Source organism: Streptomyces sp. NPDC059679 (assembly GCF_042734105.1).
GTDB lineage: Bacteria > Actinomycetota > Actinomycetes > Streptomycetales > Streptomycetaceae > Streptomyces.
Genome location: NZ_JBHWES010000085.1, coordinates 1 through 16,067, shown reverse-complemented (window position 1 = coordinate 16,067; position 16,067 = coordinate 1). Strand labels below are relative to the sequence as shown.

Sequence of the window (16,067 nt, the reverse complement as noted above, 5' to 3'; positions counted from 1 at the left end):
GCTCCTCAGCCGCGGTCGGGGCCGGTGGCCACCGGACGGGTGGAGTCGGCGGACCACTCGCTCCAGGAGCCGACGTACAGGGCCGCCGGGACGCCCGCGACCGCCAGCGCCAGCACCTGGTGAGCGGCCGAGACGCCCGAGCCGCAGTAGACCCCCACCTCGGCCTCCTCGGTGGCGCCGAGCCCGGCGAAGCGCTCGGCCAGCCGGTCGGCGGGCAGGAACCGGCCCTCGGGGGTGACGTTCTCCATCGTCGGCGCCGAGACCGCCCCCGGGATATGCCCGGCCACGGGGTCGATCGGCTCCACCTCGCCCCGATACCGCTCGGCGGCCCGCGCGTCCAGCAGCAGTCCGCGCCGGGCGAGCGCCGCCGCGCCGTCCGCGTCCAGCAGCGGGAGGGCGCCGGGCCGGGGCTCGAAGTCGCCCTCGGGCGGGGTGGTCGTCTCGGTGCTCAGCGGGCCGTCGTGCCCGGTCCAGGCGGCCAGGCCGCCGTCGAGGACACGTACGGACGGGTGGCCCGCCCAGCGCAGCAGCCACCAGGCGCGCGCCGCCGCCCACCCCTGTCCGCCGTCGTACGCCACCACGCGCCGGTCCGCACGGACTCCCGCCCGGCGCATCGCGGCGGCGAAGATGGACAGGTCTGGCAGCGGGTGGCGGCCGGCCGCGCCCGCGGGGCCCGCGAGTTCGGCCTCCAGGTCGACGTAGACCGCACCGGGGAGGTGCCCGGCCTCGTAGACAGGGCGGCCGGGCGGGCCGCCCAGCTGGTAGCGGACGTCCAGGAGGAGCGGCGGTTGCTCCCCCGCCAGCTCGTCCATGAGATCGGATGCGGTGATGATGGCATTCATGGGCACCATCTTTGCGTAGATACGTCTGCGACGATTGGCCCACTCGATCACCCTCCGTACAGACGACGGACACCTCGCGGCCATGGCCTGGAAACGGATGCGGGGCTCGAAAGCGGGCATTGTCCTGGCAGGAGCCGCGAATTGCGGCGCGGCCAGGGCGCGCGTTGCGACAGGGGGTGCGAATATCTGTCGGGCGCCACCCCCATCACCGCCCCGCGCACCAGCGGGCCGGCCGGAGCCGCACGGACACCACAACGGTCCGAGGAGAGAGTGACGATGACCGAGGCAGCGACTCGGCACACGCCGGGCACGCCTTGCTGGACGAGCCTGATGGTGCACAGCCTGGCCGCGACGCAGGAGTTCTACCACGCCCTGTTCGGCTGGGAGTTCACCCCGGGGCCGGAGCACCTGGGCGCGTACGTACGCGCGCGGATCGGCGACCGGCCGGTCGCGGGACTGGGCGAACTGCCTCCGGAGCGCCACCTCCCGGTCGCCTGGACGACGTACCTGGCCTCCGACGACGCCGACGAGACGGCGGAGCTGATCCGCGCCTGCGGCGGCACCGTGGCCGTGGGCCCGCTGGACGCGGGCGAGGCGGGCCGGATGGCCCTCGCGGCCGACCCGCAGGGCGCGGCCTTCGGCGTATGGCAGGCGCGCGAGCACCTGGGCGCCGAGGAGATCGGAGCGCCGGGCTCCCCGGTCTGGCACGAGCTGATGACCCGGGACTCCTCGGCCGTCGGCAAGTTCTACGACATGGTCTTCGGCTGCCACAGCGAGCCCTGGACTGCGGACGGCCCCGGCCCGGCCCCCGAGCCCGGGTCCGATGCGCTGACCCTGCGGGTGGCGGGGCGGCCGGTGGCCGCGATCCACGGCATGGGCGGCGCCCTGCCGCGCGACCGGGGCCCGCACTGGCGGACGTACTTCGCGGTGGCCGACGTGGACAAGGCCGTGCGCCAGGTGACCGAGCTGGGCGGCTATGTCGTCCTGCCGCCCCAGGACGGCGCGGCGGGGCGTACGGCCACCGTCACGGACCCGGAGGGGGCGGCCTTCGCCCTGGTCGGGACGGACGGCTGACGGGCCGCTGAGGGGCCGCTGAAGGTCGTCTAGGGGGCGGTCCGGGGCGTTGTTCGGGCGTCGTGTGGCACAGGGGCCGGGGCCGCCGCGGGATCGACGGGGAGCACGTCCGGCGACAGCGTGGCGGCGCGGGCGGCCGCGGCCGTCATGCGGCGCCGGTGGTGGCGCCGGCACAGCACCTCGTAACCCACCTCGGCCCCGGGCTGGTTGACGTCGCCGACGACGACCTGGGCACCCTCGACGACCATCTCGCCGCCGACGGTACGGGCGTTGTGCGTGGCGCGGGCCCCGCACCAGCACAACGCCTCGACCTGCAGCACCTCGATCCGGTCCGCGAGCTCGACCAGCCGCTGGGAGCCGGGGAAGAGCTTGCTGCGGAAGTCGGTGGTGATGCCGAAGGCGAAGACGTCGAGCCCGAGGTCGTCCACGACGCGGGCGAGCTGGTCGATCTGGGACGGGGCGAGGAACTGCGCCTCGTCCACGATCACATAGTCGGCGCGGCCCCCGGCCGTGAGGATCCCGACCACATGGGCGTAGAAGTCGAGGTCGTCCCCCGCCTCGACGGCCTCGGTGACCAGCCCCAGCCGCGAGGAGAGCTTGCCCCGGCCCGCCCGGTCGTCCCGGGTGTAGATCATGCCCTGCAGGCCGCGCGCCGAGCGGTTGTGCTCGATCTGCAGAGCGAGGGTGCTCTTTCCGCAGTCCATGGTTCCGGAGAAGAACACCAGCTCGGGCATGGGGTGGCGGGGCCTTTCGTACGGTCGGGACGGGCGGGGCGGAGTGGAGCGGGACGGCTCAGGAGCGTACTTCGAGCAGCGGGACAAGCTGCTCGACAGGGGTCATCGAGCCGTGCAGCCCCACCATCGCCGACTCCTTCGGCTCGGTCCGCGATGCGACGATCGCGACATCCGCGCTGGCGGCGGCCACCACATCGCCGATCCGCCGGTACACCCGCTCGTCCACGCCGCCGCCGTCCTCCGGCCGCCCGAACCAGCCCGCCTCGATGGCCTCGTCACGGCTCGCCACCCACATCCGCTCGCCGACCACCTCGCGCCACACCGCCAGCACATCGCCCGCCGCGCCGGGGACCGCGTACACATGGCGGGCGCGGCCCTCGCCGCCCAACAGGGCGACCCCGGCCCGCAGCTCCCAGTCCTCGTCGAAGTCGATCCGCGACTCCGGGTCGAAGGGGACGTCGATCATGCCGTGGTCGGCGGTCACGTAGAGGGCAGCGCGGGGCGGCAGTTGCTCGGCGAGGCGCTGGACGAGCCCGTCCACATAGCGCAGCTGGGCGCGCCACTCCTCGGAGTCGACGCCGAAGCGGTGCCCCTTGCCGTCGACTTCGCTGTAGTACGTGTAGACGAGCGAGCGGTCGCCCGCGGCCAACCGCTCGGCCGCGAGATCCATCCGCTCCTCGCCGGAGAGCCGGCCGAGGAAGGTGCCGCCGCTCAGCGCGATCTTGGTGAGCGGGGTCTCGGCGAAGGTCGGGGCGGACACCTGGCAGGTGTGCACACCCGCGGCGTCGGCCAGTTGGAAGACGGTGGGGTACGGCTGCCAGGCGTGCGGATCCGTCCACGGCTGCCAGCGCAGCTGGTTCATCAGCTGGCCGGTGGCGGGGTCGGCCACCGTATAGCCGGGCAGACCGTGGGCGCCGGGCGGCAGGCCCGTGCCGACGGAGGCCAGCGAGGTCGCGGTGGTGGAGGGGAAGCCCGCCGTGATCGGCGCCCCGGTGCCGCCCAGCGAGCCGGGCAGCAGCGAGGTCAGAAAGGGCGCTTCGGCGGGGTGGGCACGCAGCAGCTCCCAGCCGAGGCCGTCGATCAGGAACACGCATACGCGGTCGGCAGGCGCGAGGGTAAGTCCGGAGGACAGATTCGGGACGCCCTGGCCTGCGGCGACGGCGGGCAGCAGATCGGCGAGCGAACCCGTGCCGTAGCGCGGCACGGGGGCGGAGCGCGGGTCGAGCGGCTGGGGCTCGGGCTCCTGCCAGGGGGAGGCGGTGGCGGAGCCCGCGATGGAGTCGGACATCAGCGGCCTGTGTCCGGCGTTTCCGCGGTGGCTTCCGAGAGCGACTGGGCGAAGGCGAGGGTCTGCCGGACGCTGTCGGGGCCGTCGCCCGCCTCGCTGACCCGCAGGCTCAGGTCGTCGGCGGTCGAGGAGCCGGTGTAGCCGTGGTCGGCCTCGCAGTTGGGGTCGCCGCAGGCGGCGGGCTCGAGGTCGAGGCGGTTGACCGCGCCCCAGCCGATGGTGAGGACCACCTCGCGGGGCAGCGTGCCAGGGGTGTACGACTCGGGGTTGGCCACGACCCGGCTCAGCACGACCGAGGAGATCCGCTGCAGCTTCACGGACTCGGTGGAGGTGGTGGCGTACGGCGACGGGGAGGTGCCGTCGGCGGCCTGCTCGTCGGTGTGGCTGACGATGAAGCGGGTGCCGGTCAGGACGAGGACCGTGACATGGCGGCGGACCTCGTTGGAGTCGAAGGTGGTCTCCTGATGGACCAGATACGAGACGACCGGCTCACCACCCACGGCGGCCTCCACCGCTTCGGCAACGAGTGCCGGGTAATAGCCACTGCGCTCGATCGCCGCGCGCAGCCCCTGGGTCGTCGTACCGGTCTTCGCCATGTGCCCATCCTACGGGGCCGCACCGACACCGGCGCCCATGCCGGCCGTGGCCGCGGACGTCAGTAGCTGGGCAGGTGGCGGGGGCCGAGGTCGGTGCGCGGGGGCGGCGGGGCCAGCCGGACGGCCGCGCCGAGCACGGACAGGCCGTGCGGGGCGACGACGACCGGTTCGAGGTCGACGGAGACCACCTCGGGATGGTCGTCCACCATGCGGGACACCCGCAGCAGGAGTTCTTCGAGCGCCGCGGTGTCGACTGGTCTTGAGCCGCGCCAGCCGAACAGGAGGGGTGCGGTCCGGATGGATCTGATCAGCTCGGCGGCGTCCCGGTCGGTGGCCGGAACGAGCCGGTGGGCGGTGTCCCCGAGCAGTTCGGAGGGGGCTCCGGCGAGCCCGAAGGAGAGCACCGCCCCGGCGGCGGGATCGATGGCGGCCCGTACGACGGTGTCGACGCCGCGCGGGGCCATCCGCTGCACGACGAGCCGCAGCTCCTCGGGGGCGCCGAGGTAGTCGGTCAACTCGGCGTAGGCGCGTCGGAGTTCCGCCTCGCCGCCGAGGTCGAGACGCACTCCGCCCAGGTCGGCGCGGTGGCGCAGCTGGGGGGCGGTGGTCTTGAGCGCGACGGGGAAGCCGAGCCTGGCCGCGGCCCGTACGGCGGCGTCCGGGTCGGGCGCGGGGAGCGCGGGCAACACGCTGACGCCGTAGCGGGCGAGGAGGCGCTGGGCGTCGGGGGCGGAGAGGGTGACGGTGTACGGGGCGTGGGCGTCCGTCGACGCCTCGGGCGCCGCGGCGGCGGCCTGGGGGCGGGGGGCGCCGTCGGTCGGGGTGGCTTCGGTCGGGGCCTCCTCGGTCTGGGCTTGCGCCGTCGGCTCGCCTTCGGTCGGCGCGAGCAGTACGTCGATGTCGGCCGCGGCGCCCGCCTCGTCGATGTCCTCGTACTCGGGGACCCGGCCGGGCTCCTCGGCCTGGCGCCGCCACCGCGCGTACCCCACGGCCTCGGCGAGGGCCCGTACGGCCCGCTCCGCGGCCGGGTAGGCGGGGATCCGCGGGGCCGGGAAGGGCGCCTCGTCAGCCGCGGCGCCCCCGCCCCCGTCGTCCCGGCCCCCGGCACCAGGGGCGTCCCACGGCTCCGCCAGGGCCTCGGCGAGCCCTGGGATCTGCAGGTGGACCACCGCCACCGGCTTGGCCGCACCGCACGCCGCGGCCTCGGCGGCCGCGCCACGCATCTCCCGGGCGAGGTCGGCCGCGGCGGCGGCGCCGACGCCGGGGATGGCGGTGACGACGACCGCGTCGCACGCGTCGTCGGCGAGGGCCGCGGAGAGGGCTCGCCGGAAGTCGTCGGGGGCGGCGGCCGTGGTCAGGTCGCGGGGCGGCAGCGGGCGCAGCCCGTCGGTGAGGCAGGCGTCGTAGGTGAGCAGCCCCAGGGAGTCGGAGTTGCCCAGGATGGCGATGCGCGGGCCGCCGGGGAGCGGCTGGGAGGCGAGCAGCAGCCCGGCGTCGACGAGCTCGGTGACCGTATCGACCCGGATGACGCCCGCCTGCCGCAGCAGGGCGGAGACGGTGGCGTCCGGGATGCCGGGGGCGGGGACGGCGTGGCCGGTGGGGGCGCTGCCGCTGTGGCGGGCGCCCTTGACGACCACGACCGGCTTGACCGCGGCCGTGCGCTTGGCGAGCCGGGTGAACTTGCGGGGATTGCCGATGGACTCGAGGTACATCAGGGCGACGTCGGTCCGCGGGTCGTCGTACCAGTACTGCAGGACGTCGTTGCCGGAGACGTCGGCGCGGTTGCCCGCGGAGATGAAGGTGGAGACCCCGGCGGTCCCCGCGCCACGCAGGTCGAGCCCTGACAGCAGCGCGATGCCTATCGCCCCGGACTGGGTGAACAGGCCGAGCCGCCCGGGGGCGGGCAGCCGCGGCGAGAGGGAGGCGTTCAGCCGCACGCCGTCGGCGGTGTTGATGACGCCGAAGGCGTTGGGGCCGATGATCCGCATGCCGTAGGTGCGCGCCTGGCGGACCAGCTCGCGCTGCCGGTCGCGGCCTTCCGGCCCGCTCTCCGCGTAGCCGGCGGAGACCACGACGAGGCTCTGGACGCCGCTGTCGCCGCAGTCCGCGACCACGGAGGGCACCTGGACGGCGGGGACGGCGACGACGGCGAGGTCGACCGGGCCGTCGATCTCGTGGATCGAGCGGTGGGCCGGGACGCCCTCGGGATCCAGCCGGTCCTGTTCCCCGGGAAAGGCGCGGTTGACGGCGTACACGCGCCCGCTGAACCCGCCGTCGAGGAGGTTGCGCAGCACGGTGCGGCCGACGCCGCCCGGGGCGCGCCCGGTGCCGATGACGGCGACGGAGCCGGGGGCCAGCAGCCGCTGTACGGAGCGGGCCTCGGCGCGCTGCTCGCGGGCGCGCATGACGGCCAGGGAGCGGTCTGTGGGTTCGAGGTCGAACTCCAGGCGGACGACGCCGTCCTCGAAGCTGCGCTTCTGGGTGTAGCCCGCGTCCGTGAACACCTTGATCATCTTGGTGTTGGCGGGCAGCACCTCGGCGGCGAAGCGGCGGATCCCGCGCTCGCGGGCGACGGCGGCGATGTGCTCGAGGAGGGCGGAGGCCACCCCGCGGCCCTGGTGGGCGTCCTGGACGAGGAACGCGACCTCGGCCTCGTCGGCCGGCGCCGTCGAGGGCAGGCCGTGGCCGTCGATCCGGTCGTAGCGGACCGTGGCGATGAACTCGTCCCCGACCGTCGCGGCCAAGCCCACCCGGTCGACGTAGTCGTGGTGCGTGAAGCGGTGCACGTCGCGGTCGGAGAGCCGGGGGTAGGGCGCGAAGAAGCGGTAGTACTTGGACTCGTCCGAGACCCGCTCGTAGAAGCTGACCAGGCGCTGCGCGTCATCGGCTGTGATGGGGCGGATCCGGGCGGTGCCACCGTCGCGGAGCACCACATCGGCCTCCCAGTGGGCCGGGTAGGCGTGGGTGTCGGACGGCTGCCGCATGCGGCCAAGACTACGGCCCGGGCGGACATGGATCCGGACGTCCGAATGGCGGACACCCTTGCGTTACGGGGAGGTGTCGAGGGAAAGTCCATAATCGGACCTGTACGGGCATGGCCGGGCCTACTCGGACACCGTTCCGGACAGACCCAGACACGCACGCCCGTATGATATTGGTCTAGACAACGGCAACCCCGCACCTGAAGGGCAACACCATGGCTGAGCGCCGCGTCAACATCGGCTGGGCCGAGGGCCTGCACGCCCGCCCCGCGTCGATCTTCGTCCGGGCGGCCACCGCCGCCGGCGTCCCCATCACGATCGCCAAGGCGGACGGCACCCCGGTCAACGCCGCTTCCATGCTCGCCGTGCTCGGCCTGGGCGCCCAGGGCGGCGAGGAGGTCGTCCTGGCCTCCGCGTCGGACGACGCGGAGGTCGCGCTCGACCGCCTGGCCAAGCTGGTCGCGGAGGGGCTGGAGGAGCTTCCGGAGACCGTCTGACTGGCTCCGCCCAATAAATTCACACGGCGCGGCCGCGGTGACCCATGACAGGGGACCGCGGCCGCACTGTTTATCCAACGCGATACGAAAACGAATACCGGGCTACGCAATACGGGAACGCGAAATACGCGGCCGCGGAAATCCACGGCCGCGACACACCGGCGGCAATTCTTAGAAGTTGTATACGGGGCCGCTGTTAATTCCGGACGCCCGCCGTGTTTACGGAATGTTTCGAACTCCTCACACGGACGGGGCGACGCAGCCGGTATTCCGACATCGAGCGCTCGGCATGCGCCGCGGCCAGCGCCCGCGCGCGGTCGGCGTCGCCGCGCGCCACCGCGTCGACCAGCGCGCCGTGCTCGTCCCAGGACGCCACGGCCCGCAGCGAGAAGTCGGAGCGCAGGGTGGTGCCCGGGGCGGACGGCCCCGGCCTGTGGGCCGGTTCCACCGCATACACCCAGGCGATCTTGCGCCTCAGCTGCACCAGCAGCCCGGCCAGACTCGGGCTGCCGGATGCCTGGGCCAACGTCTCGTGGAACCAGTCGCCGAGCGGCCTCAGCTCACCCAACTGCCCGCGCCGGGCCCGCTCCTGGCCGAGCCTGACCAGGCCGCGCAACACCTTCAGATGCGCCTCGCTGCGCCGCTGGGCGGCCCGGGCGGCCCCCAGGGGCTCCAGCAGCGCGCGGATGTCCAGCAGGTCGGCGGCCTCCCGCTCGGACGGCTCCGCGACGCATGCTCCCGCGTGTCTGCGGGTGGTCACAAAGCCTTCCGACTCCAGGGTGCGCAGCGCCTCGCGCACGGGCACGCGCGAGACGCCGTAGCGCCGGGCGAGGAATTCCTCGATCAGCCGGCTGCCGGGCGCGAAGGTGCCGGAGACGATGTCGTCGCGGATCGCCGTACACACCGCGTGCGCCGAAATCCGGCGACCGCCCGGCATCTCGGTCGTATCGCCGCTCACTTCCGGTCCCGCATTGTTGAACCTCCGCCTTAATCTCCGCGAAACGCAGCCGATTGACGCGTGTTCAACGACTCTATTCTAAACAGCTGGAATTTCCGATGGGCGCGGAGATTTCATGGATATTTTTGGCCAGGCGGCCGGGCGGCCGGGCAGCCAGATGGCCCGGACGGCCATGCGAGTACGCCGAAGGCCCCGGTCCGCGGGACCGGGGCCTTGGGGACCGGGTTCAGGGGCAGGTGTGCGGCGGCGTGGTCAGAGGTTCACGCCGTGCGAGCGCAGGTAGGCGACGGGGTCGATGTCCGAGCCGTAGTCGGGGCTGGTGCGGGCCTCGAAGTGCAGATGCGGGCCGGTGACGTTGCCCGTGGCGCCGGACAGGCCGATCTGCTGGCCGGGGGTGACCGTCTGGCCGACGGAGACGCCGATGGACGACAGGTGGCCGTACTGGGTGTAGGTGCCGTCGTTCATCTTGATCACGATGTTGTTGCCGTACGCGCCGCCCCAGCCGGCCTCGACGACGGTGCCGGAGCCGACGGAGTGCACCGAGGTGCCGGACGAGGCGTGGAAGTCCACCCCGGTGTGGCTGCCGGACGACCACAGGCCGCTGGACGCCTGGTAGCCGGTGGAGAGATACGAGCCGGTGATCGGCGACACGAACGTGTTCAACCGCTTGCGCTCCGCCTCGCGCGCCGCGCGCTCCTTGGCCTCGCGCTCCTGCTTGGCCTTCTTCGCGGCCGCCTCGGCCTTGCGCTTCGCCTCGGCCGCCTGACGCGCGGCCTCCTTGCGGGCCTGGGCCTCGGCCTGCGCCTTGGCGGCGGCCTCCTCGGCGGCGCTCTGCTGGCTCTCCGCCTGGGCCTGGACCTGGTCGGCGAGCTGGTCGTCCATGGCGACCGCCTGGCGCAGCCCGGTGTCCTCAAAGCCGCGCGGGTCGTCCGACGCCGCGAGGGCGGGGGCGGCGAAGCCGGCGACCACACCGGAGGCGGCCAGCGTGGCTATGCCCGCGAGGTTGGCGTTGGAACGAGTGGTGCGGGGGGCCCGGGTGGGGCGGCGGTGCTTCCCGGCGGTACGGGTGAACGCCATGGTCCGGCGCACTCCTTTCCTTCCTCTCGCCTACCGGGTTAGCTGACGGGTTCGGAGCAGGAAGGTCTCCTACGGGCCCCTCCCCCACGCGGGGAAGGCGTCCGATTCACCCCTGGGAATCACCCGTCCGGCGCCGCGGGCGGCGACGGGCGAGGTTGGTTCCCCGGCTCCCCTGGCTCGCGCCGTACGGGGACTCGGCGATGGTTGCCCGTGCCGCGGATGCGGCGTGTCTCGGGCGGACAACCGAACTGACGCTAAGCGTGATCGCATTCGTTCACCAAACGGTTCCGCTTTTTTGTTGGTTTCCCCACAGACACGATCACCCAGACAAGCAATCTCTGCCACAAAGCGGACGAAACGATCGAGGAAACGACCGACAAAAGGAGACCCGGGCGCCTGAGGCGGCGCCAGGGTCCTTGCGGCGACGGCCCGTTGCTCCCTGGTCGGGTCGGCCCGTCGACCTGTCGATCTGTCAGTTTCTCGGTCTGTTGGCCCGTCAGCCCTGGATGACGCGCACCTCGCCGATGCCGAGCGCCTTGACCGGCTCCTCGATCTGCGAGGCGTCACCGACGAGCACCGTGACCAGCCGGTCGGTCGGGAAGGCGCTCACCACCGCGGCGGTCGCCTCCACCGTGCCGGTCTCCGCGAGGCGCGCGTACAACTGCGCCTGGAAGTCGTCCGGCAGATGCTGCTCGACCTGGTCGGCGAGCGTGCCCGCGACGGCGGCCGCCGTCTCGTACTTCAGCGGGGCCACCCCGACCAGGTTCTGCACGGCGACATCGCGCTCGGCGTCCGTCAGGCCCTCCTCCTTCAGCGTGCCCAGTACCTTCCACAGGTCCTCCAGGGCGGGGCCGGTGACCTCGGTGGCCACCGAGCCGCTGATGGCCAGCATCGCGGCGCCCGTGGCCCCTCCGGAGGCGTCCGGAGCCGCGGAGCGGAGCACCTGGCCGAAGGCGCGCACGCCGTACGTGTAACCCTTCTCCTCGCGCAGCACGCGGTCGAGCCGGGAGGTGAGGGTGCCGCCCAGGCAGTAGGTGCCCAGCACCTGGGCGGGCCAGACCCGGTCGTGGCGGTCGGCGCCGATCCGCCCGATGAGCAGCTGGGTCTGCACCGCGCCCGGCCGGTCGACGATGATCACGCGGCCGGTGTCGTCGGCGGTGATCGGCGGCATGGGGCGGGACTCGGCGGCCCCGCCCGTCCAGGCGCCGAGGGATTCGGCCAGCGCCTTGTCGAGGTCGACACCGGCCAGGTCGCCGACGACCACGGCGGTCGAGGTGGACGGGCGGACATGCGTCTCGTAGAAGGCCCGCACGGCCGCGGCGTCGATGCCCTCGACGGTCTCCTGGGTGCCCTGGCGCGGCCGGGACATCCGGGCCTCGGCCGGGAACAGCTCCTTGGCCAGCGCCATCGAGGCGCGCCGCGCCGGGTTGGCCAACTCGTGCGGGATCTCGTCCAGGCGGTTGCGGACCAGCCGCTCGACCTCGCCCTCGGGGAAGGCGGGCGCGCGCAGCGCGTCGGCCAGCAGGCCGAGCGCCTTGGGCAGCCGGGAGACGGGGACCTCCAGGGACACCCGGACGCCGGGGTGGTCGGCGTGGGCGTCCAGAGTGGCGCCGCAGCGCTCCAGCTCGGCGGCGAACTCCTCGGCGGTGTGCTTGTCGGTGCCCTCGGACAGGGCGCGGGCCATGATCGTGGCGATGCCGTCGAGCCCGGCCGGCTCGGCGTCCAGCGGGGCGGCGAGGTTGATCTCCACGGCGACGACCTGCTGGCCGGGGCGGTGGCAGCGCAGCACGGTCAGCCCGTTGGACAGCTCGGTGCGCTCGGGTGCCGGGAAGGCCCACGGCCTGGCGGCACCCGCCTGCGGCTGCGGGTGGAAGGTCATGGTGGTGGCGGCGTCGCTCACTGGGCCGACTCCCCTTCTGCGTCGTTGTCGTCGGCTGCTGCGTCGTGGTCGCCGTCGGCGGCGACGCCGGCCTCGGCGTCGGCCTGCTCGGCGCCTTGGACCGGCTCGTAGACCAGCACCGCACGGTTGTCGGGGCGCAGCCTGGCCTGGGCCACGGCCCGCACCTCCTCGGCCGTCACCTGCAGGACGCGCGACACGGCGGTCAGCGCCAGCTGCGGGTCGCCGAACAGCACCGCGTAACGGCACAGCTCGTCGGCGCGGCCGCCGACGGTGGCCAGCCGGTCCAGCCACTCGCGCTCCAGCTGGGCCTGGGCGCGCTCCATCTCCTCCGGGGTCGGGCCCTCCTCGGCGAACCGGGCCAGCTCCTCGTCGACGGCGGCCTCGATGTCGGGGACCTCCACACCGCCGGAGGTCTTCACGTCCAGCCAGCCGAGCGAGGGGGCGCCCGACAGCCGCAGCAGTCCGAAGCCCGCGGCCACCGCCGTACGGTCCCGCCGCACCAGGCGGTTGTGCAGGCGGGAGGACTCCCCGCCGCCCAGGACGGTCAGCGCCAGGTCGGCGGCGTCGGCCTCGCGGGTGCCGTCGTGCGGCAGCCGGTAGGCCGCCATCAGGGCGCGGGCCGGGACCTCTTCCTCGACGACCTCGCGCAGCTGGCCGCCGATCACATCCGGCAGGGTGCCGTCGCGGGGCGGGCGCTTGCCGTCGTGGGAGGGGATGGTGCCGAAGTACTTCTCGATCCAGACCAGGGTCTGCTCGGGGTCGATGTCGCCCACGACCGCCAGCACCGCGTTGTTCGGCGCGTAGTACGTGCGGAAGAACTCGCGGGCGTCCTCCAGGGAGGCCGCGTCCAGGTCGGCCATCGAGCCGATCGGGGTGTGGTGGTACGGGTGGCCCTCGGGGTAGGCCATGGCGACCAGGCGCTCAAAAGCCGTGCCGTACGGCACATTGTCATAGCGCTGGCGGCGCTCGTTCTTGACGACGTCGCGCTGGTTCTCCAGGCTCTCCTCGTCCAGCGCGGTCAGCAGCGACCCCATGCGGTCCGCCTCGAGCCACAGCGCCAGCTCCACCTGGTGGGTCGGCATGGTCTCGAAGTAGTTGGTCCGCTCGAAGCTGGTCGTCCCGTTGAGCGAGCCGCCGGCGCCCTGCACCAGCTCGAAGTGGCCGTTCCCCGTGACCTGCGCCGAGCCCTGGAACATCAAGTGCTCGAAAAGGTGAGCCAGACCCGTACGCCCCTTGACTTCGTGGCGCGAGCCGACGTCGTACCACAGGCAGATTGCCGCGACCGGGGTCAGGTGGTCCTCGGAGAGCACCACCCGCAGGCCGTTGGCCAGCCGGTGCTCGGTCGCTGTCAGGCCGCCGGAGCCGGCTTGTTCCGTGGCCGTGTGACCCATGGGCATGTACGTCCCTTCAGATCGCGTGATGGAGCGCGTGCGAGCCGCTTGAAGTGCGGTCCTGTCACTGTATGCAAGCGCACCGACATCTGGCGAAGTTCCCGCCGGGGAATCTCGCGGAGGGGGCGTTGTCAGTAGCCCGTTCCACACTTGTCGGTGGCCCGGTCCACAATGGTCGGCGTCAGATCCCGCCTCGGCAGTTGAAGGAGCCGCAAGCGCGATGGCCCGCCGCAGTACAAAAACCCCTCCGCCGGACGATTTCGAGGAGCGCATTCTCGACATCGACGTCGTCGACGAGATGCAGGGCTCCTTCCTCGAGTACGCGTACTCGGTGATCTACTCGCGCGCCCTGCCAGACGCCCGGGACGGGCTCAAGCCGGTGCACCGGCGCATCCTCTACCAGATGAACGAGATGGGCCTGCGGCCCGAGCGCGGCTTCGTCAAGTGCGCCCGGGTCGTCGGCGAGGTCATGGGCAAGCTGCACCCCCATGGCGACGCGTCGATCTATGACGCGCTGGTGCGTATGGCCCAGCCCTTCTCGATGCGGGTGCCGCTGGTCGACGGCCACGGGAACTTCGGCTCCCTGGGCAATGACGACCCGCCCGCGGCGATGCGCTACACCGAGTGCCGCATGGCCTCGGCGACGTCGCTGATGACCGAGTCGATCGACGAGGACACCGTCGACTTCGCGCCCAACTACGACGGCAGCGAGCAGGAACCGCTGGCGCTGCCCGCCGCCTACCCCAACCTGCTGGTCAACGGGGCGTCCGGGATCGCGGTCGGCATGGCGACCAACATGGCCCCGCACAACCTGGGCGAGGTGATCGCCGCCGCCCGCCATCTGATCAAGCACCCGGCCGCGGACCTGGACACCCTGATGCGGTTCGTACCGGGCCCCGACCTGCCGACCGGCGGCCGGATCGTGGGCCTGGGCGGCGTCCGGGACGCGTACGAGAAGGGGCGCGGCACCTTCAAGATCCGCGCCACGGTCTCCGTGGAGGACGTGACGGCGCGCCGCAAGGGCCTGGTCGTCACCGAACTGCCCTTCACGGTCGGCCCCGAGAAGGTCATTTCGAAGATCAAGGACCTGGTCGGCTCGAAGAAGCTGCTGGGCATCGCGGACGTCAAGGACCTCACCGACCGCGAGCACGGTCTGCGCCTGGTCATCGAGATCAAGAACGGCTTCAACCCCGAGGCCGTGCTGGAGCAGCTCTACAAGCTGACGCCGATGGAGGAGTCCTTCGGCATCAACAATGTCGCGCTGGTCGACGGCCAGCCGCTGACGCTGGGGCTCAAGGAGCTGCTGGAGGTCTATCTCGACCACCGCTTCGATGTGGTGCGGCGGCGCAGCGAGTTCCGGCGCGGCAAGCGGCGGGACCGGCTGCACCTGGTCGAGGGGCTGCTGGTCGCCCTGCTCGACATCGACGAGGTCATCCGCATCATCCGCTCCAGTGAGAACGCGGCGCAGGCGAAGCAGTCCCTGATCGCCCGCTTCGAGCTCTCCGAGGTCCAGACGCAGTACATTCTGGACACTCCGCTGCGCCGGCTGACCAAGTTCGACCGGATCGAGCTGGAGTCGGAGCGCGACCGTCTCAAGTCGGAGATCGAGGAGCTGACCCGGATCCTGGATTCGGACGCCGAGCTGCGCAAGCTGGTGTCGGCGGAACTGGCCCAGGTGGCCAAGAAGTTCGGCACGCCGCGGCGCACCGTGCTCCAGGAGTCGGCGGACGCCCCGGTGACCGCAGTGCCGCTGGAGGTCGCCGACGACCCGTGCCGGGTGCTGCTGTCCTCCACCGGCCTGCTGGCCCGCACGGCCAACGGTGAGCCGTTCCCCGGCGAGGGCCAGGCCAAGCGCACCAAGCACGATGTGATCCTCTCAGCGGTCCCGGCCACGGCCCGCGGGGACCTGGGGGCGGTGACCTCGACCGGGCGGCTGCTGCGGCTCGCCGTGGTCGATCTGCCGATACTCCCCGAGACGGCCGGCGCGCCGAACCTGGCGGGCGGGGCTCCGATCGCGGAGTTCCTGTCGCTGGAGGACGGCGAGGAGCTGATCTGTCTCACCACGCTCGACGAGTCCTCACCGGGGCTCGCGATCGGCACGGAGCAGGGCGTCGTCAAGCGCGTGGTCCCCGACTATCCCGCCAACAAGGACGAGTTGGAGGTCATCGGCCTCAAGGAGGGCGACCGGATCGTCGGCGCGGTGGAGCTGCGTACGGGCGAGGAGGACCTGGTCTTCATCACCGACGACGCGCAGTTGCTGCGCTATCCGGCGAGCCAAGTACGGCCACAGGGCCGCCCGGCGGGTGGCATGGCCGGTATCAAGCTGGGCGCCGGAGCGAAGGTGATCTCGTTCACGGCCGTCGACCCGGCGGTCGAGGCGGTGGTGTTCACGATCGCCGGCTCGCGCGGCACCCTCGACGACTCGGTGCAGCAGTCGGCCAAGCTCACTCCGTTCGACCAGTACCCGCGCAAGGGCCGGGCCACCGGCGGGGTGCGCTGCCAGCGGTTCCTGAAGGGCGAGGACTGCCTGGTCCTGGCCTGGGCGGGCGCGACACCGGCCCGCGCGGCCACCTCGACCGGCACCCCGGTGCCGCTGCCGGAGCCCGACCCGCGCCGCGACGGCTCGGGGGAGGCGCTCGCCAAGCCGGTGGCGGTGGTCGCCGGGCCGGTGTAGCCCGGCCGCCGGCCCCGATGCAGCGGCCGAAGCGGCCGGGCCGTACGTCTCGCGC

At 72.8% G+C, this 16,067-nt stretch carries 12 protein-coding genes and 1 riboswitch; of the genes, 3 read left to right on the top strand and 9 right to left on the bottom strand.

Features of this window, described 5'->3' with window-relative positions:
• Positions 1-5 precede the first annotated feature (5 nt).
• On the bottom strand, positions 6-842 hold the full coding sequence (locus ACFV2X_RS48785; protein WP_385629166.1) for a sulfurtransferase: 837 nt from the start codon (positions 840-842) through the stop codon (positions 6-8).
• Positions 843-1,118: 276 nt separating this feature from the next.
• Between ACFV2X_RS48785 and ACFV2X_RS48780 the strand changes: the two genes are divergently transcribed.
• Positions 1,119-1,916 (top strand): VOC family protein, encoded by a 798-nt coding sequence (locus ACFV2X_RS48780; protein ID WP_385629165.1) that lies wholly within the window; start codon positions 1,119-1,121, stop codon positions 1,914-1,916.
• A gap of 29 nt (positions 1,917-1,945) precedes the next feature.
• Here the strand turns inward: ACFV2X_RS48780 and ACFV2X_RS48775 are convergent, their stop codons facing one another.
• Genes ACFV2X_RS48775 through ACFV2X_RS48760 form a run of 4 tightly spaced genes read right to left on the bottom strand, consistent with a single transcriptional unit; the run spans position 1,946 to position 7,518 of the window.
• Positions 1,946-2,650 (bottom strand): thymidine kinase, encoded by a 705-nt coding sequence (locus tag ACFV2X_RS48775; RefSeq protein ID WP_385629163.1) that lies wholly within the window; start codon positions 2,648-2,650, stop codon positions 1,946-1,948.
• A gap of 58 nt (positions 2,651-2,708) precedes the next feature.
• Positions 2,709-3,938 (bottom strand): alkaline phosphatase family protein, encoded by a 1,230-nt coding sequence (locus ACFV2X_RS48770; protein ID WP_385629161.1) that lies wholly within the window; start codon positions 3,936-3,938, stop codon positions 2,709-2,711.
• Entirely contained in the window at positions 3,938-4,534 is a 597-nt protein-coding gene (locus ACFV2X_RS48765) for a DUF5998 family protein (RefSeq protein ID WP_385629160.1), read from the bottom strand. The genes ACFV2X_RS48770 and ACFV2X_RS48765 overlap by 1 nt, the downstream gene beginning before the upstream one ends.
• A gap of 59 nt (positions 4,535-4,593) precedes the next feature.
• Positions 4,594-7,518 (bottom strand): GNAT family N-acetyltransferase, encoded by a 2,925-nt coding sequence (locus ACFV2X_RS48760; protein WP_385629158.1) that lies wholly within the window; start codon positions 7,516-7,518, stop codon positions 4,594-4,596.
• Between the two features lie 212 nt (positions 7,519-7,730).
• Here ACFV2X_RS48760 and ACFV2X_RS48755 point away from each other — a divergent pair, with 212 nt between their 5' ends.
• Entirely contained in the window at positions 7,731-8,012 is a 282-nt protein-coding gene (locus ACFV2X_RS48755; protein ID WP_014175879.1) for an HPr family phosphocarrier protein, read from the top strand.
• A 196-nt stretch (positions 8,013-8,208) separates the two neighbouring features.
• Here the strand turns inward: ACFV2X_RS48755 and ACFV2X_RS48750 are convergent, their stop codons facing one another.
• The 4 genes from ACFV2X_RS48750 to ACFV2X_RS48735 form a co-directional block, all read right to left on the bottom strand.
• On the bottom strand, positions 8,209-8,949 hold the full coding sequence (locus ACFV2X_RS48750; RefSeq protein ID WP_385629227.1) for a GntR family transcriptional regulator: 741 nt from the start codon (positions 8,947-8,949) through the stop codon (positions 8,209-8,211).
• A 273-nt stretch (positions 8,950-9,222) separates the two neighbouring features.
• Positions 9,223-10,047: a M23 family metallopeptidase gene (locus tag ACFV2X_RS48745; protein WP_385629155.1), complete on the bottom strand. Its 825-nt coding sequence runs from the start codon at positions 10,045-10,047 to the stop codon at positions 9,223-9,225.
• 12 nt (positions 10,048-10,059) lie between these two features.
• Positions 10,060-10,257, bottom strand: a riboswitch (cyclic di-AMP (ydaO/yuaA leader).
• Between the two features lie 286 nt (positions 10,258-10,543).
• Positions 10,544-11,926, bottom strand: a complete 1,383-nt coding sequence (locus ACFV2X_RS48740) for a M16 family metallopeptidase (protein ID WP_385629224.1) — start codon at positions 11,924-11,926, stop codon at positions 10,544-10,546.
• A gap of 17 nt (positions 11,927-11,943) precedes the next feature.
• Entirely contained in the window at positions 11,944-13,344 is a 1,401-nt protein-coding gene (locus ACFV2X_RS48735) for a M16 family metallopeptidase (protein WP_385629153.1), read from the bottom strand.
• A gap of 214 nt (positions 13,345-13,558) precedes the next feature.
• Here ACFV2X_RS48735 and ACFV2X_RS48730 point away from each other — a divergent pair, with 214 nt between their 5' ends.
• A complete protein-coding gene (locus ACFV2X_RS48730) occupies positions 13,559-16,012 on the top strand; it encodes a DNA topoisomerase (ATP-hydrolyzing) subunit A (RefSeq protein WP_385629151.1) in 2,454 nt (817 codons plus the stop codon).
• Positions 16,013-16,067 lie beyond the last annotated feature (55 nt).